Below are 22,081 nucleotides of genomic sequence, written 5' to 3' on the forward strand. Positions count from 1 at the left end.
CTACTATGATTCTAAACAGAATCATTTTTTTGTTTCCAAAAAATAAATCCCGTATATATATACAAAATCATGTTATGTTGAGTCATTTTGCCTTTTTTGTCTACAATATAAGTAGATGAAGGAGGTTTTTTTCTATGAAGAAGCAATTATCGATTATTGGTGTACCGATGGATTTGGGACAGAATCGCCGTGGGGTGGATATGGGTCCGAGTGCCATTCGATATGCTGGTGTCATTGAAAGGTTAGAACGTTTGAATTACATAATAAACGATCTAGGGGATATAGAAATCTCTAGGCCGGATCGGAAAGAAGTCCAAGCAAACCATCGACTTAAAAACCTATCTGAAGTTGCGGATGGTAATGAAAAACTTGCAAAGAAAGTAGATAAGGTTATTCAGTCCGGAAACTTCCCACTTGTATTAGGTGGAGACCACAGTATTGCAATCGGTAGTCTTGCTGGTATCGCTAAACATTACGAAAATTTGGGAGTTATCTGGTACGATGCACACGGGGATTTAAACTCTGCTGAGACATCTCCTTCAGGGAACATTCACGGCATGCCTCTAGCGGTTAACTTAGGAATTGGGGAGGAGCGACTGACGAATATCTTAGGCTATGCACCAAAGGTTAAGCCTGAGAATATTGTGATCATCGGTGCAAGATCCTTGGACCATGGAGAAAAGGAACTAATTAAAGAAAAAGGTATTCGCGTATATAGTATGCATGAGATAGACCGTATGGGCATGGCACAAGTCATGACAGAGATAATTGAATCGTTTAAGGGCATGGATGGCGTACACTTAAGCCTTGATTTAGATGGTTTAGATCCAAATGAAGCCCCAGGTGTAGGAACACCAGTATTAGGTGGTCTGAGTTATCGAGAAAGTCACTTAGCTATGGAAATGCTATCAGAATCTGGTATTATCACGTCCGCCGAGTTCGTAGAAGTAAACCCAATCTTAGATGAGAAAAATAAAACAGCATCATTAGCTGTTGGACTAATGGGTTCCTTGTTTGGAGAAAAATTAAAATAAGAAAAAAGTATCCCTTGCCACTTAGTGTGACAAGGGAATTTTTTCGAGCTTTATCAACAATATCCGGGAGGTGACTAGCACCATATCTATCCACTGACTTGTTTTTGATATTCATTTATTAGGTAATCAAGACGTGTACTTACTGTCACTACAGGTTCAGAGGTCAAGTCTTGGGACTGGGTTAAACAAATCATTTCTTGTCTGCACTTCTCAATCTTTTCCAAAAGATGCAATTTGTAATCCATGATTACCTCCTAAACTGGTATAATTGAACCTGATAGAGGTTTACCCTTTACTGCATAGAGATAAACGTTACCTCCTAGAATGAAAATCTTCTATCAAAAAAATGAAACGGAAATGAAACCTATACGGTCTGTTAATCGTATAGCAAAGGACCGCAAGTATTAGCGGAGGTATTAATAGATGGAAACCGTAATTAAACAAAAGATAAAACAGGTAAAAAAAGGGGATCATTCTGCATTTGAGGATGTGGTATCCTTTTATCAAAATAAAGTCTATCAAATTTGTTTTCGCATGATTGGAAATAAGCATGAAGCGGAAGATTTGGCACAGGAAGCCTTTATTCGAGCATTCGTCAATATTCAATCGTTTGATAGTAAGAAGAAATTTTCGACGTGGCTGTATCGAATCGCTACCAATGTTACGATAGACCGAATTCGAAAAAAGAAACCGGATTATTATTTAGATGCGGAGGTAAAGGGAACCGAAGGGCTGGATATGTATTCGCAATTGTCCTCCGATCAACCATTACCGGAAGAAGAATTAGAAAGTTTAGAGATGCAAACCTATATCCAGAATGAAATTATGGCTTTGCCTCCAAAGTATCGTAGTGTCATCGCGCTCCGATACTTGGATGAGTTATCTTTGTTGGAAATTAGTGAGATATTAGATATACCAGTCGGTACAGTCAAAACCAGAATACATCGTGGTAGAGAAGCGCTGAAAAAAAGGCTTCGTAGTGTGTAAAGGAGTGTGAATTACCTTGGAATGTAACAAAGAAGCTGTGAAGCTTATGCACAAGTATCTAGATCGAGAGTTAAGTCAAAAAGAAGAACAGGACCTTCGCGCTCACTTGCAAACATGTGAAAGATGTCAAGAGCATTTTCACGATCTAAAAAGAACGGTAACCTTATTAGAAAGTACGAGTACGCTACAAGCACCTACTCATTTTACGGCGAAGGTAATGGACAGTTTGCCTAGAGAAAAGAAACGGGTCAGCTATAGGAGATGGTTCCGTGCGCACCCAATTGTGACAGCGGCAGCCATTTTCTTCATCTTGATGTTTAGTAGTGCCTTTTCGATGTGGAATGAAAATGGTCAAGTTTCGGTTTCGAAGCAAGAGAACCTAATAATCAAGGACGGCACGGTTATTGTACCGGAAGGGGTTACGGTCGAAGGTGATCTCGTTGTGAAAAACGGCAATTTGGATATCAAAGGTGCGGTAGATGGTAATGTCATCGTGATTAATGGGGAGCACCTGATGGCGTCGGCGGGTCAAGTAACCGGAGAAATTAAGCAGGTCAATCAGATTTTTGGATGGATGTGGTACCACTTAAAAGACTTTACCGAAAGTGTTTTTTCCTTTAGTGGATTATAGAAACCTTTGCTACTTTAAACTGTACCCTTTGTCAAGGACATTTAAAAAAAGACTAGGCAGCATTAAGAAGATGATCTCTGTACTGTACAGGGGTCATCTTTTTTAAATCCCATTGATATCTATAATTGTTGTAGTAAGTCATATAACTCTTAATCTCTCTTTTAAGCTCATCTAGGGTTGCACATGGTTTGATGAATGCCTCATCCTTAAAATGCCCAAAAAACGACTCTTGTGGAGCGTTATCCCAACAATTTCCTCTTCTAGACATAGATTGACCTAAACCTAACTTCTTGACGTGCTTCTGGAAAGTAGGGCTAGTATAGTGCCCTCCTTGGTCAGAGTGAATAAAGGCACCTTTCGCTAACTTTACTCTTTTATTCCTTTTAAGTTTTACTAACGTATCAGTGGCTAGATCCAGGGTAATTCGATCGAGCACATGGTAGGCCAAGATTTCATTAGTTGATCCATCTTTAATGGTAGATAAATAAGCTTTTTGTCCTTTTCCATAATATAAATACGTAATATCTGTGAGTAATACTTTACCTGGGGTATCTTGCTTAAATTCTCTGTTTAATAAGTTCGGTAAGACACTGTGTTCTTGTGTAGCTTTAATCATCTTTTTGTGCGGATTAGCTCTACGGATTGGACAGACAATTTCATATTTTTTCATTATTCTTCTAATCCTTTTCAAGTTGTAGGTGATATGATAGTGGCCTTCTAGGGTCATTTTAATTTGTCTTGCACCCTTTTTACGTCCTTTAAAGTGAAAGGCCTTTAAGATAATCTCTTTTGCAATCTCATCTTCTGCATCTCGCTTTTCTCTTTGTTCCCTTGATTGTAAAGAGAAGTAATTATAATATCCGGAACGTGAAACCCCAGCTATTTCACATAAATGGCTAACCATATTTTTAAGTTGAAATTTTTCGATAACAAAGTGAACAAGTAGGAATTTTTGTTCAGCTGATAATTTTACTTCTTCAGCCTCCTTTCGGCAAAGTCCATCTTTTTTAACAATTCGTTTTCTGCTTTCAATAAATTATTTTCGGCTTCTAACCGTGCATATTTTTCTTCTAATGAATGTTCCCTGTAGCTTGGTCTACCAGAGTTTCCTTTTCTAGTATCTCTTAATCCAACTATTCCATTGTGTCTATATGCAGCACGCCACCTTTTCCCTGATGATCGAATACGGTCTATCCCAATAATATCAATATCAAATCCATTCTCTTCAAATATATGTCTTGGTAACCTTCCCTTTTCATTTTCAATGATGAAGAGACGTTTAAATTCATCAGTATAGGTGATTCCCTTAGGACCAACAGACTTTACATATGGATTCGCTGATAGTGTCTTAATTTCTCTCTCTGTAAATATCTTTTTACTCATTTGACCTTTCCCCAATCCCCATATTTTCTTAATTATACAAAAAAGTACCCTATAGGTAGACTTTTTTTAGGTGTCTACCTTATAGGGTACAGTTTACTTGGCAGAGGTTTTTTCTTTTTAGCATTCCTGTAAGATTCGTGATATATGCTGCCATTATTGTATAAGATATAATTATGATATAATAGGAAAAGTCATACTTATAGAATAGGAAGAGGAAACCATGCATAAAAGGAAGTGTAACCATGCTGTTTGATGGGGGTTTGGATCTATTAGATTTTCTCCGAATAGGTGTCGATATTGCCCTTGTCTGGTATGTTCTATATAAACTTATTGTCTTAATCCGGGGAACCAAAGCCATCCAGCTTCTAAAAGGGATTTTTGTTATTTTAGGAGTCTGGTTTTTAAGTGGTATTTTCAACTTAGATACGGTGAACTGGTTAATGTATCAAGCCATTCGATGGGGTTTTATCGTTATTATCATTTTGTTCCAGCCTGAATTGAGAAGGGCATTGGAGCAACTAGGACGCGGAAGCTTTTTCTCTCGTAATACGAAGTCCGAAGAAGAAATCCTCAATCGTAATATCGAAGCAATCACGAAATCGTGCAACTATATGGCGAAAAGACGTATTGGTGCTTTAATCACAATTGAAAAGGAAACGGCACTTGGGGATTACATCGAGACTGGTATCCCAATTAAAGGGCAATTAACGAGTGAATTGCTTACGAACATTTTCGTTCCGAATACCCCTTTACACGATGGGGCTGTTATTTTAAATAAAGAGGAAATTGTAGCTGCTGCATGCTACCTACCATTATCCGAGAGTCCGTTTATTTCCAAAGAGCTCGGTACCAGACACCGTGCCGCAATGGGTATTAGTGAAGTAACGGATGCGTTAACGATTGTCGTTTCAGAAGAAACTGGTCATATATCCTGCACAAAAAACGGAGAATTACATAGAAATATAGACCAGGATAAACTGATTGATTTATTACGGAATGAGTTAAACACAACCACCAAAGCCCCTGCCTCAAAAGGCTGGAATTGGAGGGGAAGAAAAAATGGATAATTGGTTAAAAAGTCGCTGGGCTATTCAAATTGTCTCTTTAGCACTTGCGCTATTGCTATTTGTTTCCGTTAGCTTGGATGAAAATGCGGATGAAACGGATCTTAATGGCACGCTGTTTGGCGGCACAGAAGAAACACAGAAAGTGGAAGATATCCCAGTGGATATTCGAATAGATAATGACAAATATGTAGTAAGTGGGGTTCCCCAAACGGTTACGGTAACATTGGAAGGGCCTACTGATGAAATACAACCGGCCGTTATCCAACAAAATTTTGATGTGTTCGTTGATTTAGAGGATTTAGAGCCCGGAACACATACAGTAAATATGCAGCATTCAGGTATATCGGATGACTTAAATGTTTATATTGAACCTAACAGCATAGAAGTCGTGATTGAGGAAAAAGCGACAGAGGAATTCGATATTGCCATTGATTATATAAACACTCAGCAAATCGAACCGGGATTTGAATTAGGAGAAGCGGTTGTTGATCCTAAGACGGTTCGTATTACAAGTGCGAAAAGTGTTGTCGACCAAATCGCGATTGTGAAGGTATTTGTTGATGTAGCTGGAGTGGACGAGCCTATTGAAAATAGAGAAGTTCCAGTTAAAGTATATGATAGTCAGGGGAATGAGTTATCTGTCCTAGTAGAGCCAGAGACAGTAGAGGTTTCCGTCGATGTGAATAATCCAAATAAAGAGGTATCCATTCGAGCAGCAACAACAGGGGAGCTACCTGAAGGCATTACGTTGGAAAACATGAAAGTAGAGCCAGAAACAGCAACTGTTTTTGCAGCTGAGGATTACTTAGCAGAGCTACAAGAACTTACTACAGAAGAGATTGATCTTTCCAAAATAGAAAAAGATACTACGTTAGAAGTGGAGCTCAACCGTACGGACGCGATGCGAAAAACATCGCCAGAGAAAGCGAAAGTGACCATTGATGTTACCCGTACGATAGAAAAGAGCTTTACCGATGTTCCGATTGACGTAGAGAACTTGCAAGATGGCTATTCGCTTGCCTTTGTAGAGCCTAATAGCAATGCCATGGATATTACGGTGTTAGGACCAGAGGATGTCATCAACGAATTAAATAAGAATCAACTAAGTTTGGCTATTAACGTTTCTGATCGCGAAACAGGAGAATACGAATTACCTATCCAATTAAATGGACCTGATAACGTAGAGTGGAAATCGGATGTCGAGCAAGCGGTTGTTCGAATAGAGGAAGAATAAGGAATAGGGTGAATAGTCACCTACTGCGCAAAAGGAAGTAAAGGAGAGGTACATCATGGGAAAATATTTCGGAACGGACGGAGTTAGAGGAATAGCAAATAAAGAATTAACACCAGAGCTTGCCTTTAAGCTAGGTAGATTTGGTGGATATGTATTAACGAAAGATACAGAGAAACCTAAAGTATTAATTGGTCGTGATACAAGAATTTCAGGAAACATGCTAGAGGGTGCTTTAGCTGCGGGTCTTTTATCCATTGGAGCCGAGGTCATGCGATTAGGCGTTATATCTACTCCTGGCGTTGCCTTTTTAACAAAAGCAATGAGTGCAGAAGCAGGTGTTATGATCTCTGCTTCCCACAACCCAGTAGAAGACAATGGGATTAAGTTTTTCGGGCCAGATGGCTTTAAGTTAACCGACGACCAGGAAAAAGAAATTGAGGATTTATTAGATATGGAAGAAGATACGTTACCTCGTCCGGTCGGAGGAGATATTGGCCAAATTAGCGATTATTTCGAGGGTGGACAAAAGTATCTTCAATACTTAAAACAATCGGTAGATAACGAATTTACTGGCATACATATTGCCTTGGACTGTGCACATGGTTCGACGTCTTCATTAGCTCCGCATTTATTTGCGGATTTAGATGCAGATATCTCTACTATAGGTACTTCCCCAGATGGCTTAAACATAAACGAAGGAGTGGGATCGACTCATCCAGAGACAATGCAAGCCTTTGTTTTGGAAAAGGGTGCGGATATTGGTCTTGCTTTTGATGGGGACGGCGACCGATTAATTGCCGTAGATGAAAAAGGAAACATCGTTGACGGCGACCAAATCATGTATATTTGCGGAAAGTTCCTTAACGACAAAGGACTATTACGCCACAATACGGTTGTATCCACGATTATGAGTAACATTGGATTTTATAAAGCGTTGGAAGCTCATGGTATGAAGAGCGATAAAACAGCTGTTGGGGACCGTTACGTGATGGAAGAGATGCGTCGCGGTGGCTATAACCTAGGCGGAGAGCAGTCTGGTCATATCATTTTCCTTGATTACATCACAACAGGTGATGGAATGCTTACAGCTCTTCAGCTTGTAAACGTACTAAAGGATACCGGAAAAACCTTATCTGAGCTTGCAAGCGAAATGGAAAAGTTCCCACAGGTTTTAAAAAATGTACGAGTAGCCGATAAGAAGGAAGCACTCGTTCATCCGAAAGTAAAAGCAGAAATTGAACAAGTGGAAAAAAAAATGGAAGGCCAAGGGCGAGTATTGGTTCGTCCGTCTGGTACAGAACCATTAGTTCGTGTTATGGTGGAGGCGCCAACGGAGGAAGCCTGTAACCAATACGTTGATCGCGTCGTCGACGTGATTCAAAAAGAAATTGGAACAGTATAAGGGGTAAAATTTATGCGTGAGCAGCACATTCTAGACTGCTCACGCATATTTTTGTATTATCAAGTCATCCAAATCCCAACGACAAATAGTTACAAATCGATTACAGAAGTAAAAAAAAGTTGTCAAATTAAATCGTTGTCGGTTAGAATAGAGGAGTTCCTTTTTTCCTTTGAAAAAACCACTATGAAAAATGGATAACATGGGAGTCTGGAATACTTGATTCAAGAATAGAAAGGTGGATCGAAGTTAAAAATATCTTTAAAAGCGCCTGAACTATTTTCCGATCGGTGGAATATAGTTGACGAGGTGGAGGTTTATCGAGGAATTCGGCGGATACCTCCCGGTTGCACACATCTCAACCGTCATGTTTTTATTCGAAAACAAAGAGGCGACTCTTCGGACAGGAATAAAAGCACAAGGTGTAACAACCACGAGAAAGGGGCAAATGAACGCCCCAGTAACATAGTAAGGTCGTTTATTTGCCCCTTATTTTAAGGAGGAAATAACGATATGTGTGGAATTGTAGGATATATTGGACAGAATGATACAAAGGATATTTTATTAAACGGACTTGAAAAGTTAGAATACCGTGGATATGACTCTGCAGGTATTGCAACGTTAACAGATAATGGCGTAGATGTATTTAAAGTAAAAGGGCGTATTGCGAACCTACGTGAAAAAGTAGGTCAAGATGATACCTTTGCAACGATGGGAATCGGTCATACTCGTTGGGCGACACACGGAGCACCGAGCGAAGAGAATGCTCACCCGCACCAAAGCGCGTCTGGCAGATTTACCATTGTTCATAATGGAGTTATTGAAAATTACGTACAATTACGTGATGAATACCTTGCTGATGTTAACCTTGCAAGTGAAACAGATACAGAGGTCATCGTTCAACTTATTGAAACATTAAATAATGAATTAAACGATGTGACCGCTGCCTTCCGTAAAGCAGTGTCTCTTTTACACGGTTCTTACGCTGTTGCATTAATCGATGCGGAAAATCCTGATACGATCTTTGTAGCAAAAAACAAAAGCCCGCTCTTAGTAGGTCTTGGAGATGACTTTAACCTAGTAGCAAGTGATTCCATGGCTACCTTAAAAGTAACGGACCAATATTTAGAGCTACATGACAAAGAAATTGTGATTGTGAAACGTGAAAACGTGGAGCTTCAGCAATTAGATGGTACGGTTGTAGAACGTGAACCATTTACAGCCGAAATCGATGCAACAGATATCGAAAAGGGAACCTATCCACACTTTATGCTTAAGGAAATTGATGAGCAGCCATTTGTAATGCGCAAAATTATCCAAGAGTATCAAGATGAAAAGGACGAAATCAAACTAGATGCTAATGTACGCAAAGCGATGTTAGATGCAGACCGCATTTACATTATCGCGGCCGGAACGAGCTACCATGCTGGTCTTGTCGGAAAAGAATTCATTGAAAAAATTGCCGAGATTCCAGTGGAAGTGCATGTAGCGAGTGAATTCTCTTACAACATGCCGCTGCTTTCAGAAAAACCACTTTTCGTATTCATTTCTCAAAGTGGAGAAACAGCAGATAGCCGTTCTGTATTAGTACGAATTAAAGAATTGGGTCACCCAGCGTTAACGATCACCAACGTTCCGGGATCCACCCTTTCTCGTGAAGCAAATTACACATTACACTTACATGCAGGACCAGAAATAGCCGTAGCTTCTACAAAAGCATATACGGCCCAAATTGCCGTGTTAGCGATTCTAGCAGTTGATACAGCGAAAGCAAAAGGTCTTGATTTCAGCTTTGATCCATTACAAGAGCTTGCGATTGTAGCAAGTGTGATGGAAAGCTTAACGGATCAAAAAGAAACATTCGAACAGATTGCAAAAGACTTCTTCACTGACACAAGAAATGCGTTCTTTATCGGAAGAAGCTCCGACTACAATGTTGTGCAAGAAGCGGCATTAAAACTAAAAGAAATCTCATACATTCAAGCAGAAGGCTTCGCTGGAGGAGAATTAAAGCACGGTACAATCGCGCTTATTGAGGAAGGTACTCCAGTTATCGCGCTTGCAACTGTAGAGAACGTAAACTTGTCTATCCGTGGAAACGTGCAAGAAGTAGCGGCTCGTGGAGCAAACACTTGCATTATCAGTATGGAAGGCTTAGAACAAGAAGGGGATACATTCGTATTACCTCATGTTCACGAGCTATTGACTCCATTGGTAAGTGTTGTACCAATGCAATTGCTTGCTTACTATGCAGCGCTTCACCGTGACTGTGATGTTGATAAGCCAAGGAATTTGGCTAAGTCGGTGACGGTTGAATAAAAAATTTTTTAGTAGATTCTGATCTTGTGTAGTTACAAAAAAGTCTGAAGTGAATATTAAACATCTAGGAACTTCATCAATTTTCTGGTGAAGTTCCTCTTTTTTTGGAGGAGGCTTGAAAATGGGATTTATTGGAAATTTGTTTTGCATTATTAGAACAAGAAGTAAAATTTTTTCTCCCCCAGAACTGAACTCGTTAACTTTTTAGTTAGAGTTTTTTATTTAAGGCCAAACAATATAGTTGTAAAATACAGTATAGAATATAAACTGTTTGTCAATCGGTACATTACCAACGCTATCATTATGTAAAGACACTAAAATACCATCAATTGTGCTGAAGTTAGCTCCTCTCTAGATAATTCATACAAAATGTATGAAATCCTTCCATTCGGGTATTCACGGACAAATTGATTCCCTTTTTTATAGATAATATAGGTGTTATGCTTTTTTGCTTCTTCCGGTGCTACTTTTCCTGTTTGCTTAAGTAATTCATTAAAGTTGTCTGGAACCTTCATATTCATAGAATTATCTTCCTTTAAATGATGTTATTTGAAGGTAGTCTAACAAAATCCCAGTGGTGTGTAACAACTATTTTGTTGACCTTTTAGATTTTTGTAAATCTTCCAATTATAGGACAATTTATAGATTAAGATTATCGTAAACTGAATATATGGTGATAGGGAACAGAGCTTAGGAGACTAATATGAATAAGATAATGGTTTACGCCTACTGAGAATTATTAATTTTTTTCTGGTCCAGTGAAAAATATCTTTAAAAACCTGTAACTTTATTAATATACCGTTCGATTAATAAGTGAAGACAAGAAGGGGGAGAGTTATGTGAAAGGCTACAACAAATTGGCCGATCAGATAGGAGATATTTATGAAGAACATCATTCTACGGTGTACAAGTTTTTAATTTGCCTGGTGAACAATAGTCACGAGGCGGAGGATTTAACACAAGAAGTGTTTATTCGTGTATTAAAATCAAGTGCTTCTTTTAATTACCAGTCTAAACTATCTACTTGGATACTATCCATTGCTAGGCACGTCGCAATAGATCATTTGCGTAAAAGAAAGTTCACCTCCATATTTTCTCAAACCTTCTTTGATCAAGTCCCTGAAACTAAAGGTTTACCGGAACAAGAGATTGATTTATGGGAGCGCAGGGCTACGGTAAGGAAGGCAATTAATAGCTTAAAACCCAAATACAAAATGGTAGTTATCTTAAGAGGGATAAATAATCTAACCATTAAAGAGACTGCTGAGGTTTTAAATTGCAAGGAGTCGAAAGTAAAAGTATTGTACCACCGAGCTTTAAAGCAGTTAAAAACAAAGTTAGATCCATCCTTAGGAGAGGTGGCGATTGAGAATGTTAACAGATAAAGAACTATTAGAAGAAGTAAGAGAATCGTTTGATATGGAACCCAAAGTTGATTTCACTAAATCGACTAAGCAATTGTTAGAAAAGCGTGCTCAAACAATGAAGAAAAGAAAACAATCTCTAAGATTTTTAACTATGGGCTGGTGGATGGCACTCACTGCTACTATAACGCTATGGGTTACTGTCTTAGGGGGTAAAGATTTCTTAATAAGCTCGTTTAATACTATTCTAACTACTAACTCTACTAAACAAATCACCCCAGTAAAGGACGAACAAATTCCATCCATATTTATTTATCAAACCCACAATAGGGAATCCTTCTTCACGGAAGAAAATACAAATGAAATTGACAAAGCATATCATCCTGAAAGAAATATATCTTTGATTGGCCAAAGAATAGCTAAACATTTAGAAAAGAGTGGAATTAGTGTTAAATACGATGATTCAGATATAGCTGATAAGATGATAAAAGAAGGAGCACATTTTGGGGAAGCGTACGAATATTCTGAGAGAGTAATTAAGAAGGAAGTAAACGACGGGCTTTCTTCCGTTATCTTACTCGATATTCACCGAGACAGTGCCAAAAAAGAGAAAACCACGACAGTTGTGAATGGGGAAAAGGTAGCCAGGATAGGATTTGTGTTATCAAAAGATGTAGATAAATCAGCAAATAATAAATTTGCGAAAAAAATCCACGAAAGACTTGAGGAGAAGTTTCCTGGAGTATCTAGAGGTATAATCACAAAGGAAGGAGAAGGTCGAAGCACATATAATCAAGATTTGGGAAAAGCATCAGTCCTTGTTCTAATAGGTGGTGTAGAAAACACTCTTATCGAAGAGTATAAAACAGCAGAAATTTTCGCGGATGTATTAAAGGATGTATTAAATGATGTGGTTAAGTGATAGTGAAATGAAGATTTCAATAGGGGAAAAGTCAAATGAACAGTGAAGCCAATTTTTTAGTTCTCGAACAATACCAGCTCTTTAAAAAGTTGGTATTGTTTTTTTTGTATTCAAGGTAATAAGTCATCATTTGACTTATCATCCCAAGCATATCTCCAAAGTGCATTTTTTGAAAAATCTCTAAATCTTATAGTAGAACAAGGTCAGGAAATAGAGAAGGACGGAAGGGGCAAGTTTTAAAGAACGTAACTATAGGCTCCCGCATACATTGTAAAAGATGAAAATGGGGAGGTAATGAAATGAATAGTGATTACCAGCATTATATAGAACAAATTTTAAGTACTTGGGAAAAGAAACAACGAGAAGGAGCTTTAAAAATAATAAAAAAGTATGGATACCCTCAGGAAGCCATAGCAAGCAGATTAATTTGGTATAATAACGGACCTTGGAAGCGTACGGTTGTATTACGTGACTCTGTACCACATAATCTACCGACTAATCATCAGGATTTCCTTGAACAAACGGTTGATTATAGAACTCCAGTAGAATTATTTGATGCAATTGCTCGTTTTGATGGTAGTTGTTACCCTGATAGGACTAGAGGTGAAGTTACCGTAATCTGTGACAAAGAGGAAGCGAACTTTTTGTTTTTAAATTTGTTCCACGAAATTGTGATAGGAAAACGTACTGTGGATGAGGCAAAATATTTTGCGGCTGAAACAGAAGCAAACTATACTTTCAAAAATATATCATCACCATATTTGGAAGAAATACTATTCCCTACTCAACGTTATACAAATGACCCTGGTATCCAATACTTTGATAAAAAAATGTAAAGTTTCTATATTTATAGGGATTTTATTAATCTTGTAGTGTACTACAATTAAACTAACGTGTTCCGCAATAGGGCAATTTAACGGAATGACTCCTTGTTGAAGTAATAAATCCCAATTTTTCATTTATGACAATGAAACAATTGGGATTTATTACGGATTATCCTTAACGTTGTAGTTCCACATTACCTAGAGTTACCATTTCTATAACTTAAGGTTAAATATAGCACTCCTAATCAGTATCGGAAGTTTGTAATTGATGTTTCTCAGAATAAAATTCTGCTTTCGAGGGCTGCGTATTAAAGATAAATAATATAATCGTTACTGTAAACATAATTAGGCTACCTAATATGACAACAAATTGAATCGATATCACTTCAGACATTATTCCAAAAATTATCGTCCCAATGATGATAAAAAAAGCTTCAATGAATCCGTACACACTACCAACCCTTCCCATTACATTGACAGGAACATTATTTTGATAAAATGTGTAAAATCCTGTGTCAAGAAAAGCCATCGAAAATGAAAGAATAAAAAATCCAATTGCTGCTACCAAAAAATTACCTGAAAAAGAATAGATCATATAACCGATAGAGACCATTAAGGATCCAAGACCAATCAGCCAAGAGGTAGCTACCTTTTTAACAACTATTATGTTTACTAACGCTCCAACAATTATCCCAACACCAGCAATACTCACGAGGAATCCATAATCTCTCTCTGATAATGAAAGCACTTCTGTAGAAAATGCTGCTTCCAGTGAATCTATTGCAGTTGCCAAAACCATCACTGCACTGAAGAGTAAATAAATGACCATTATATACACGTGTTTACGACTAAAATCAACAACTAATTTCCAATCTTCTCTCAATACCTTCAAGGCTATTTTTTGGTCTTTTGTTTCAATAAAATCATTTTTTTCAATATTGGGCATGAACAGTGTGATTAGTGCTGATAAAAAAAGGGCTATTGCATTACTATATATTGCAAAATTAGGGGTTCCAATCATAAACATCATTCCTGCAATTGCAGGTCCAATAACAAACGCTCCAGAATCAATTAAGCTTCGGAGAGAATTAAATCGTTTTCTTTGACCAGGAGGAATTAACTTTGTAATATACGTCATTGATGTTGGTTCATACATGGAACTAGCTATACTAATTAAAAAAACTATTACGTATATTGTCCAGAGAGATGATAGTGAAGGCAATAAGGCAATAAACACTGCTTGGAATATGTTAAGCCACACCATAAGAAGCTTTTTATTCAATCGATCAATTAAACTACCCGCCCAAACGCTTGTAAATAATGTAGATAAAGCTCTTATTACATATAAACCTGAAACAGCAAGTACACCCATCATATCAAGAACGATTAAATTTAATGCTATAAAATACACCCATTCCCCTATACTCGATATACCAATACTGGACAATAAAATGGAAGGGTTTTTCCACAACCTTATAAACTTTTTTATACGCATTTTTATTTCCACTCCTTTGTTAATCTAAACTTGGACAATAAAAAAACTCACCCCCAAGACCTTTGTCTTGAGGACGAGTTGTTGCGCGCCGTGGTGCCACCTCAGTTTGGTAATATGTCACCATATTAGCCTTATTAGGTACGGTATGAAGTTCATACATATACCCTAGCTCTATAACAGGAGCTCCTGTCACACTATCACCTACATGGATCCAATGTGCTGCTCTGAGGCTTGCTTCCAACCATTAATTCTTACTCCTTTTCACCAACTGGAGCTCTCTTTAAAGAATTGCATGACTGTACTCTTCTCTTCATAGCATTTATTTGATTGTAGACTTATAATGTTAGATAACCATACTAAACCTTTTGGAGGAAGTAAAGAACTTTTTTATAATTGTCATTTTAAGTTATTGAATATATTGTCTTACCTCAAAAGGGCGCTAACTTAAGATCACCAATTTGACTATGCCGCAATCAGGCGCATTTCCGGAATAAGGATCAGCGCTAACATTATAATGGCCATTTTTTTGAAGAGCGTTTGCCGATAATTTGGAGTTATTTCAAAGTGTTTTATTAAGAATGAGAAGGACTTGCTTTACCCTACATTAACGGGAGTTTTGTTTAGCAAAGATATTTTATTAATTGTAATAAAGCTGGATTAAAACTCTGTGGGAAGGATGTATTATATTGATTACTGAACTAAACACGAGAGATTTTTATAAATGTAAAAGTTTAATAAATGAGAAAGGCAATTTAGAAGTTAAAGCAGTAATTGAAGGAATAAATCCTGGTCGTATATTTGTAGATAATAACGATTCTCCTAAAACAGGACTTATTTGGTTAGGTAATAATGATGGGTTTTTCTTTATTGGCAATGAAGAAAATAAGATATTTAATAATAATATAATCGATTTTATCGATAAAACAATAGTTCCTGAAGCAAAGAAACTTCAAGTAAATTATTTTATAGGAATTGGTAATCACCAAAGATGGGATAAGACCATAGAAAAACTCTTTGAACATCGTCAAATGAAAATGTCGAATCAGAAAGTTTATGAGTTGCAAAAAGCTAATTATAAGGAAAAATTCAATCCTACGATTGATCAAGAATACAAGGTTTTAAAAATAAATAAGGTCCTTTATGAAAACAATGATCAATCACTTGAAAACATTGAATTCTTACGCTCAAAGATATTAGAGTTTTGGACTTCACCCGAAAGTTTTTTTAACAAAGGAATTGGCTATTGTATTGCCTATAATAATAAGATTGTGAGTGTATGTTTTTCAGGATTTGTAGTTGAAAATATGCACGCTATTGATATAGAAACAATAGAGGCATATCAGGGCAATAAATTAGCTCAAAAGATAGCCCACTATGTTGTAAACGATTGTATTAGCAATGGTATGGTTCCGTACTGGGATTGCATGGAGACAAACAAGCCCTCTAATGCAATTGCACAAAATATGGGGTTTACAAATGTTTTCAACTATGTAGTGTATATGTTTCCGCTTGAGTAAAATACAACATTAAGCTAACGAGAAAGTTCTGCACATACGGGTTGTATTAGTTAAACAATGTTAGTTCAATTAAAGGGCGTGTTTGCTTTATAAGGGCAAGCGCTTTTTCCTATCAATATATAATCAGCAACTAAACAATTTATCAAAGAACTTTCTTCTAAAAAATCAGGGAAAAATAATTTAAGTAGTAAAATTAATTTAGGAAAAGTTTAATTGAATTCTAAATAACTACTTATGTAAAATTATGTTAGAACTCTTACAATTAAAGACGCAATATGCTGGTATATATGACGCTTTTATGTTAAAAAAGTGACAACTTACGTTCGAATTCACACATTTTGTGGGTTTAAATGAAATTTAACCGTTTGTAAAAAAGTTGCGAGCCTTACCCCTTTGGATACTATTATCTAAAGGGGTGTTTTTGTGTGGAATAGAAAATGAACATCTAAAATTAAAGAGGGGCGAGGAACTGGTAGTGGGTAGACTATCGGACTAACACCTTTGCGCTCCCAATATTCCCGTTCAATTTCAAATTTATCTAATACACGTCCTTCTAATAAATTATCTTTCATTTTGATAGTATGAGCGACTTTAAACACGCCTTGTCCCTTGTCAATCGTTAATTAAATGTCTGTTGGCATAACAAAAGGTTCGCCTGTTTTTGGATCAGCTGGGTGTTTAATTCCAAGCTCTTCCGCAATGACAAATCGTCTCACATTCATTGCTCATTTGATAAAATTATATATTCATTCCAGGTGGGACACCGACAAAACAATTGATTATGGTATGCCGCTAGTGCAAAACTACAGGAAAAGAATCCATTTTGATCATTATTTTTTCAAAATGGATTCTTTTCATTGATCGTAAAGTATAGGTTTGTTAGGTATTTTTAATCAAACTTTATTTGAAAGTTAATGAGCTGGTGTTATTCCAAACCATCATTTCATTCTTTCATCAATTTCTACTTGCCTATTTCTTTTGCTTTCTTTGTTTTTACTCAGCATCGGCCTTTGTTAACTTTATACACCAAAATGGCGTTAATCTTCCTATAGTATAGACAGAAAGTTTTATATTGTTTGCAACGTAGGTCTGATGACAATCTCGTTTACGTTGGCATCATCAGGCTGATTGATTGCATACGCAATAGCCTGTGAGACAGCGGATGGGGAAAGACTTGGATAGTCTGAATACTCTTCCAACACACCAGTCGCGGTCATTCCGGGTGAGATGATTGTAGACCGAATCCCAGAATCCGTTGATTCTTCCTGACGCAGCCCTTCCGAGATTGCGCGGACAGCAGACTTGCTTGCGCTGTATACAGTAGTTGTCGGGATAATCCTATGTCCCATCACGGAAGATATGTTGATAATATGTCCTGATTTTTGTTTCCTCATTGTAGGCAATACTGCAGCAATGCCGTTAAGAACTCCCTTGATATTTACATCAATGGTTTGCTCCCATTCGTTCATTTTAAGTTCATGTAAATGAGAATTCAACTGAACACCCGCATTATTGATAAGAACATCAGTTTGCCCAAACTTTTCCAACGCATATTCTGTCAATCTTTGCATGTCTTCAGCATTAGTAACATCTGTCTGCATATAAACTGCGTTACCACCCTCTTGAAGAATGTTGTCTACAATGGTTCTCATTCGATCCTCTCTTCTTGCTGCCAACACAAGTCTTGCTCCATGATGAGCTAAGTACTTGGCAGTGGCTTCTCCAATTCCACTGGATGCCCCTGTAATAATAACGACCTTAGATTGTAAGTTTTCCATGTCTATCGCTCCTTAAATGAATTTTTTTGTACCTTCCAACAGTTATTTGAACAAATGTTGATTATTAGACTGTTGTTGAGTATTATTATAAGGAGAATAAAGATGAATTCAATCGCTAATATACGTGCTTTTGTACTATATACAACAAACGGATGAAAATTGTTGATTAACGAAAGGAGACAAACAAATGGAAACCAAAACAGATAGACGAATTCTTAGAACGAAAAAAGCCATTAATGAAGCGTTTTTGGGATTGCTTACGGAAAAAGAATTTGATCGAATTACCATTAATGACATTTCCGAACGTGCTAATGTGAATCGCGGGACTTTTTATCTTCATTATATGGATAAGTATGATTTGTTAGATCATAGTATCGATGATCATTTGAACAGAATGATTTTCTCTTGTACCTTTACCAAGTTTACAGAGGAAAAACTGGAGAAGACTGAGGCAATTGAGGCGCTGAAGTCCTTGTTTATTTATGTTGAGGAGAATTTCATATTCTTTTCTTCCATGCTATCCAATAAAAAAACTTCCGCATTTCGGGAACGGATGATGGCATTGCTTTCGTCTGGTATGCAGAAGAAAATTCAGATGCAGGGCATCAATCAGAACATAGATAAGGAATTGATTGTACAATTTATGACCACAGCCTTTGTCGGAACGGTGGAGAGCTGGATACTGAATAACATGCCACAGCCACCTCAATGGATGGCAGAGCAAATATGGACATTATTTGAACGGAATGGTTGTAAATAACTTAAACGATATGGTTTCGGCACCAATAACTATCGTATCACCAAGACAATAGCGGCAGTCTAAGAATTTATTTATCAAGTCTTAGACTGCCGCTTCTTCCATTCAAAAACCGCGATAAATCAATGACTCCAATCTAAGACTTAATTTCCGCCGAACCGAAATCAGCTATTCCTAAAGAATTAAAGGTAGAGCTACTCAACAACCTCTCCAAATCACTTTAAACTCCTCGTTGGATAGGAGGATATAAGGAGATGTTAGCAATGGCACAAGGATCGAGAGAAGAAAATTAACGAGATAGTTGGGAAAGTGAACTTGTAAAATAAAGGGAGAAAAACTACTGCAATCTGGCAGGCCATTTAGGTGAGCGGCTGAAAAATGCGAACGATAGGCAAGTATAGATCTAAGTCTCACTGTTGATCTGCTGGCGCTCAATCGGCTACTAAGCGTCCTTCCGGGTTTTTCCCCATTTGCTGGGATTGGTTGTGTCCGGGATGCGGTGCTTCAAAATGGCCTGATATTGGAGTTTTTTTTCTTCCAAATGGTCGACGCGCTGCTTGGCTTCTTCGAGCTGAATTAGTGCCACTTCTGTATATTCCATCATAAGTGCGAAGCGCTGCGGAACGGTCGAATCACCTTCGAGGCAGAGGTCGACGTACGTTTTGATTTTTTCAATCGGCATCCCAGTCTGCTTGAGGCATTTGGCGCCATACAGCCAGTTGATCGATTCTTCGTCGAACAGCCGGATGTTGTTTTTATTACGCTGTACACTTGGTACCAGGCCTTTATCCGTGTAAAAGCGCACGGCATGCTCGGTGAGTCCCGTTATCAAGGCGGCTTCTTTGACAGTATGCATGTGTATTCCTCCTTGTGAAAAAAATCGTTGTAAACGGCTTGCCTTCGTGTAACACGAAGGCGATAAGCTTATTATAGATGCAAATCGGCTGTAGGCGCAATCCCTACTGCGGTGCGCGATTCCGGGATGCGCGGCCGTTTGCGTTAAAAATTTTAACCATGGGAGGAATTACGATGCAAACTGTAACTTTGAACAATGGAGTAAAAATGCCGATCATCGGCTTCGGTGTCTACCAAGTCCCCGATGCTGATGAATGCGAGAATGCGGTATATGAAGCACTGATGGCCGGTTATCGCCTGATTGACACCGCCGCCGGTTACTTGAACGAGGAAGCGGTCGGGCGCGCAATCAAGCGCAGCGGCATACCGCGCGAAGAGCTGTTCATCACGACCAAGCTCTGGGTTCAGGATGCCAGCTACGAGAGTGCCAAGCTGGCGTTTGCCAAATCCTTGAAAAAGCTACAGCTCGACTATCTCGATTTATACCTTATTCACCAACCGTTCGGCGATTACTACGGTGCGTGGCGCGCGATGGAAGACCTATACGGCGAAGGCAAGATCAAGGCAATCGGTGTCAGCAACTTCCTGCCCGACCGTCTGATGGACCTCATCGTGCATAACGAAATTGTGCCCGCTGTCAACCAGGTCGAAACGCACCCGTTCTATCAGCAGATAGAGAGCGCCGCTTTTATGAAAGAGCAGGGAGTGCAGCATCAGTCGTGGGCACCGTTCGCTGAAGGACGTAACAATATGTTTAGCAACGAGGTACTGACCTCAATTGCGGAAAAACACAACAAATCCGTCGCTCAGGTTGTGCTGCGCTGGCTTGTTCAGCGCGAAGTCGTTGTTATTCCAAAATCGGTGCATAAAGAAAGGATCGTCGAGAACTTCGATATTTTCGATTTTAAGTTGAGCGCGGAAGATATCGAGCAGATTTCCACCTTGGATACGCGGGAAAGTCTTTTCTTATCGTACCATGATCCGGAAGTCGCCAAGGGGATGGGCAACTTGAAAGTCGATCTGTAACCTTGGTCGAACCGTAAATTCATTACGTAACCATCTTCATATGCATAAAGGAAGAGAGTATCTCATAAGCCTAGCGGTTTTTGAAGATACTCTCTCTTTTTAAACTTAAATTTATTCGTGGGAATCCAATCCTTGAGTTGTAAGGCTTCAGTTGACCTCAAGTTCTTATACCTACAGTCAGTTATTGTATCTCTTTTTTGTCCTTATACAAAATATCTATTGGGTGAAATGGTACGGCATATCACATATTTTTTTATCCTAATATCTCCATAAGTAATGTTAGATTAAAACTCATTAAATGCTAATAGCTGGGAAGGTTAACGACAAACAAGTAAAAAAGGAGATATTTATATGAAAAGATTACTATTCCTTTTGATGGTTTCGTTTTTCCTTTTATCTGGATTTGAGCATCAGGATGATTTAGAAATAGTGAATATAGAGACAACAGTAATTGAATCTCAAAAAACCTTGCGTTATGACTTTGAAATCAAAAATACAAGTTCAGAAAGAGTTGGAGGGGAATTTGACTACCCAGGTCATAATATTTATGGGATGGAGCTAGTCGTTATCCCAGGGAAGAAGTTAGAGCCATTAATGGAGATGGAAACCGGAACAAAATATAAAAAAATGAAACCATCAGGGTTCGGTGGAAGTGGGTTTATCCGACCGAATGGAGTAGGGAAGTTTCATGCGGAATACCATTTTAAAGAAGAAAAGGATTTAGAAAAGGTAAGAGAGTTTGCATTAAACGCCACATTACGTATTCTACATGGAACAAACATAATTGCAGAGCTTCCTTTAAAATAATCAAATATTAACATAATGCGGGAGGGAATTATGGCAAACATACCTTTGAGTTGAACCAGGTAAAGGAACGGGGTAGAAATGTGGAGAGGTCCTTTGCAATTTTTACAATGGAAAAGGGCACAACCTTTATCACAATATGTCACGATGGGAATGGTTTTTATCTTTATTCCAATGAGAATAAATATGCTTCGGTTGAGCGTTTAATAGAGAACCTGCCCCCAGTTCATTGGTCAATCAGATAAATGGTAAATTAATTGGTGAGGAAGAATAGTTTTTTTGTATTTCGTATAGTTATACTGCTCATTTGATAATCTATATGTTTACAATCCAAATGACCTTCTATTTAAAAAAAGTGTGAAACAAAATTGAAAATGTAATCGTAACTATTAAGGGGAATAAAGATAGAATAGAAAAATTATGGTTCTTTTATCGTGCGTAGACTGTATGACTTCAAAGGGGGCATTAATCTAATAATAATTGGCATTTTTTTAATTACGAATTATTCTATCTTATCCACTAATGCGGCAGTTACTTTAATAACTTAACATTTGGTCCATATAGCAAATAGAGTAAAAATTAACTTTAAAATAATGGTAGACAGATCCCAAAGGATTATCAGTAGCATAAAAGGACATGCTATGTTTAGCGAAAACTTGAATGGGTCTTTATCTTTAAAGGAGTG

The 22,081-nt window shown here is 37.9% G+C and carries 21 protein-coding genes, 1 pseudogene and 1 other annotated feature; of the genes and pseudogenes, 15 read left to right on the forward strand and 7 right to left on the reverse strand.

What is annotated here, in order from left to right; translation table 11 throughout:
- The first annotated feature begins 134 nt into the window (after positions 1-134).
- On the forward strand, positions 135-1,034 hold the full coding sequence (gene rocF, locus KO561_RS00755; protein ID WP_231095208.1) for an arginase: 900 nt from the start codon (positions 135-137) through the stop codon (positions 1,032-1,034).
- Positions 1,035-1,120: 86 nt separating this feature from the next.
- Here rocF and KO561_RS00760 read toward each other — a convergent pair whose 3' ends face one another.
- On the reverse strand, positions 1,121-1,279 hold the full coding sequence (locus KO561_RS00760; protein WP_231095209.1) for an aspartyl-phosphate phosphatase Spo0E family protein: 159 nt from the start codon (positions 1,277-1,279) through the stop codon (positions 1,121-1,123).
- Between the two features lie 178 nt (positions 1,280-1,457).
- On the opposite strand from KO561_RS00760, the gene sigW reads away from it, so the two are divergent.
- Together sigW and KO561_RS00770 are read left to right on the forward strand one after the other, a co-directional pair.
- On the forward strand, positions 1,458-2,021 hold the full coding sequence (gene sigW, locus KO561_RS00765) for an RNA polymerase sigma factor SigW (protein ID WP_231095210.1): 564 nt from the start codon (positions 1,458-1,460) through the stop codon (positions 2,019-2,021).
- Between the two features lie 16 nt (positions 2,022-2,037).
- Complete coding sequence (locus KO561_RS00770; protein ID WP_231095211.1) at positions 2,038-2,652, forward strand: anti-sigma factor family protein; 615 nt, start codon at positions 2,038-2,040, stop codon at positions 2,650-2,652.
- Between the two features lie 52 nt (positions 2,653-2,704).
- Here KO561_RS00770 and KO561_RS00775 read toward each other — a convergent pair.
- Positions 2,705-4,035, reverse strand: a protein-coding gene (locus tag KO561_RS00775; RefSeq protein WP_231095212.1) for an IS3 family transposase whose coding sequence is annotated in 2 segments (ribosomal slippage) — positions 2,705-3,654 and positions 3,654-4,035 — 1,332 coding nt in all. Because the reading frame shifts where the segments join, the coding sequence is not laid out codon by codon here.
- A gap of 245 nt (positions 4,036-4,280) precedes the next feature.
- Between KO561_RS00775 and cdaA the strand changes: the two genes are divergently transcribed.
- The 5 genes from cdaA to glmS all read left to right on the forward strand — a co-directional run bounded on the left by cdaA (position 4,281) and on the right by glmS (position 10,054).
- Positions 4,281-5,102 carry a diadenylate cyclase CdaA gene (gene cdaA / locus KO561_RS00780; protein ID WP_331000854.1) on the forward strand — a complete coding sequence of 274 codons (822 nt, stop codon included), beginning with the start codon at positions 4,281-4,283 and terminating at the stop codon, positions 5,100-5,102.
- Entirely contained in the window at positions 5,095-6,336 is a 1,242-nt protein-coding gene (locus KO561_RS00785; protein WP_231095214.1) for a CdaR family protein, read from the forward strand. The genes cdaA and KO561_RS00785 overlap by 8 nt, the downstream gene beginning before the upstream one ends.
- Before the next feature lie 55 nt (positions 6,337-6,391).
- A complete protein-coding gene (gene glmM / locus KO561_RS00790) occupies positions 6,392-7,738 on the forward strand; it encodes a phosphoglucosamine mutase (protein ID WP_231095215.1) in 1,347 nt (448 codons plus the stop codon).
- Positions 7,739-8,036: 298 nt separating this feature from the next.
- On the forward strand, positions 8,037-8,204 hold the full coding sequence (locus KO561_RS00795) for a hypothetical protein (protein ID WP_231095216.1): 168 nt from the start codon (positions 8,037-8,039) through the stop codon (positions 8,202-8,204).
- Positions 8,205-8,248: 44 nt separating this feature from the next.
- Positions 8,249-10,054, forward strand: a complete 1,806-nt coding sequence (glmS, locus tag KO561_RS00800; RefSeq protein ID WP_231095217.1) for a glutamine--fructose-6-phosphate transaminase (isomerizing) — start codon at positions 8,249-8,251, stop codon at positions 10,052-10,054.
- A 314-nt stretch (positions 10,055-10,368) separates the two neighbouring features.
- On the opposite strand, the gene KO561_RS00805 is transcribed toward glmS, so the two are convergent.
- Complete coding sequence (locus KO561_RS00805) at positions 10,369-10,575, reverse strand: hypothetical protein (protein WP_231095218.1); 207 nt, start codon at positions 10,573-10,575, stop codon at positions 10,369-10,371.
- 318 nt (positions 10,576-10,893) lie between these two features.
- Here KO561_RS00805 and KO561_RS00810 point away from each other — a divergent pair, with 318 nt between their 5' ends.
- The 3 genes from KO561_RS00810 to KO561_RS00820 all read left to right on the forward strand — a co-directional run bounded on the left by KO561_RS00810 (position 10,894) and on the right by KO561_RS00820 (position 13,176).
- Positions 10,894-11,439, forward strand: a complete 546-nt coding sequence (locus KO561_RS00810; RefSeq protein ID WP_231095219.1) for an RNA polymerase sigma factor — start codon at positions 10,894-10,896, stop codon at positions 11,437-11,439.
- A complete protein-coding gene (gene spoIIP, locus KO561_RS00815) occupies positions 11,426-12,340 on the forward strand; it encodes a stage II sporulation protein P (RefSeq protein WP_231097014.1) in 915 nt (304 codons plus the stop codon). Before KO561_RS00810 ends, spoIIP begins: the two co-directional genes overlap by 14 nt.
- Before the next feature lie 299 nt (positions 12,341-12,639).
- Positions 12,640-13,176, forward strand: coding sequence for a hypothetical protein (locus tag KO561_RS00820; RefSeq protein ID WP_231095220.1), 537 nt, complete (start codon positions 12,640-12,642; stop codon positions 13,174-13,176).
- Between the two features lie 229 nt (positions 13,177-13,405).
- Here the strand turns inward: KO561_RS00820 and KO561_RS00825 are convergent, their stop codons facing one another.
- Positions 13,406-14,659 (reverse strand): MFS transporter, encoded by a 1,254-nt coding sequence (locus KO561_RS00825; RefSeq protein WP_231095221.1) that lies wholly within the window; start codon positions 14,657-14,659, stop codon positions 13,406-13,408.
- 66 nt (positions 14,660-14,725) lie between these two features.
- Positions 14,726-14,982: a binding site (T-box leader), on the reverse strand.
- A gap of 363 nt (positions 14,983-15,345) precedes the next feature.
- On the opposite strand from KO561_RS00825, the gene KO561_RS00830 reads away from it, so the two are divergent.
- Positions 15,346-16,176: a GNAT family N-acetyltransferase gene (locus KO561_RS00830; RefSeq protein WP_231095222.1), complete on the forward strand. Its 831-nt coding sequence runs from the start codon at positions 15,346-15,348 to the stop codon at positions 16,174-16,176.
- 500 nt (positions 16,177-16,676) lie between these two features.
- On the opposite strand, the pseudogene KO561_RS20525 reads toward KO561_RS00830, so the two are convergent.
- Together KO561_RS20525 and KO561_RS00840 are read right to left on the reverse strand one after the other, a co-directional pair.
- Positions 16,677-16,880: pseudogene (locus tag KO561_RS20525) on the reverse strand (TnsA endonuclease N-terminal domain-containing protein); the annotation flags it as partial.
- Positions 16,881-17,243: 363 nt separating this feature from the next.
- Positions 17,244-17,954, reverse strand: coding sequence for an SDR family oxidoreductase (locus KO561_RS00840; protein ID WP_231095223.1), 711 nt, complete (start codon positions 17,952-17,954; stop codon positions 17,244-17,246).
- Between the two features lie 187 nt (positions 17,955-18,141).
- On the opposite strand from KO561_RS00840, the gene KO561_RS00845 reads away from it, so the two are divergent.
- Positions 18,142-18,714 (forward strand): TetR/AcrR family transcriptional regulator, encoded by a 573-nt coding sequence (locus KO561_RS00845; RefSeq protein WP_231095225.1) that lies wholly within the window; start codon positions 18,142-18,144, stop codon positions 18,712-18,714.
- 439 nt (positions 18,715-19,153) lie between these two features.
- Here KO561_RS00845 and KO561_RS00850 read toward each other — a convergent pair whose 3' ends face one another.
- Positions 19,154-19,567: a MerR family transcriptional regulator gene (locus KO561_RS00850; RefSeq protein WP_231095227.1), complete on the reverse strand. Its 414-nt coding sequence runs from the start codon at positions 19,565-19,567 to the stop codon at positions 19,154-19,156.
- 173 nt (positions 19,568-19,740) lie between these two features.
- On the opposite strand from KO561_RS00850, the gene KO561_RS00855 reads away from it, so the two are divergent.
- Positions 19,741-20,592 (forward strand): aldo/keto reductase, encoded by an 852-nt coding sequence (locus tag KO561_RS00855; protein ID WP_231095228.1) that lies wholly within the window; start codon positions 19,741-19,743, stop codon positions 20,590-20,592.
- Between the two features lie 351 nt (positions 20,593-20,943).
- Positions 20,944-21,399 carry a hypothetical protein gene (locus tag KO561_RS00860; RefSeq protein WP_231095229.1) on the forward strand — a complete coding sequence of 152 codons (456 nt, stop codon included), beginning with the start codon at positions 20,944-20,946 and terminating at the stop codon, positions 21,397-21,399.
- Positions 21,400-22,081: the final 682 nt, after the last annotated feature.

The sequence above is a fragment of the Radiobacillus kanasensis genome (genome assembly GCF_021049245.1).
GTDB lineage: Bacteria > Bacillota > Bacilli > Bacillales > Amphibacillaceae > Radiobacillus > Radiobacillus kanasensis.

Excerpts from the sequence above, each read along its gene's own strand:
- rocF (WP_231095208.1), top strand. The coding sequence starts at position 135 with ATGAAGAAGCAATTATCGATTATTGGTGTACCGATGGATTTGGGACAG.
- KO561_RS00760 (WP_231095209.1), bottom strand. The coding sequence starts at position 1,279 with ATGGATTACAAATTGCATCTTTTGGAAAAGATTGAGAAGTGCAGACAA.
- sigW (WP_231095210.1), top strand. The coding sequence starts at position 1,458 with ATGGAAACCGTAATTAAACAAAAGATAAAACAGGTAAAAAAAGGGGAT.
- KO561_RS00785 (WP_231095214.1), top strand. The coding sequence starts at position 5,095 with ATGGATAATTGGTTAAAAAGTCGCTGGGCTATTCAAATTGTCTCTTTA.
- glmM (WP_231095215.1), top strand. The coding sequence starts at position 6,392 with ATGGGAAAATATTTCGGAACGGACGGAGTTAGAGGAATAGCAAATAAA.
- glmS (WP_231095217.1), top strand. The coding sequence starts at position 8,249 with ATGTGTGGAATTGTAGGATATATTGGACAGAATGATACAAAGGATATT.
- KO561_RS00805 (WP_231095218.1), bottom strand. The coding sequence starts at position 10,575 with ATGAATATGAAGGTTCCAGACAACTTTAATGAATTACTTAAGCAAACA.
- spoIIP (WP_231097014.1), top strand. The coding sequence starts at position 11,426 with ATGTTAACAGATAAAGAACTATTAGAAGAAGTAAGAGAATCGTTTGAT.
- KO561_RS00820 (WP_231095220.1), top strand. The coding sequence starts at position 12,640 with ATGAATAGTGATTACCAGCATTATATAGAACAAATTTTAAGTACTTGG.
- KO561_RS00825 (WP_231095221.1), bottom strand. The coding sequence starts at position 14,659 with ATGCGTATAAAAAAGTTTATAAGGTTGTGGAAAAACCCTTCCATTTTA.
- KO561_RS00840 (WP_231095223.1), bottom strand. The coding sequence starts at position 17,954 with ATGGAAAACTTACAATCTAAGGTCGTTATTATTACAGGGGCATCCAGT.
- KO561_RS00845 (WP_231095225.1), top strand. The coding sequence starts at position 18,142 with ATGGAAACCAAAACAGATAGACGAATTCTTAGAACGAAAAAAGCCATT.
- KO561_RS00850 (WP_231095227.1), bottom strand. The coding sequence starts at position 19,567 with ATGCATACTGTCAAAGAAGCCGCCTTGATAACGGGACTCACCGAGCAT.
- KO561_RS00855 (WP_231095228.1), top strand. The coding sequence starts at position 19,741 with ATGCAAACTGTAACTTTGAACAATGGAGTAAAAATGCCGATCATCGGC.
- KO561_RS00860 (WP_231095229.1), top strand. The coding sequence starts at position 20,944 with ATGAAAAGATTACTATTCCTTTTGATGGTTTCGTTTTTCCTTTTATCT.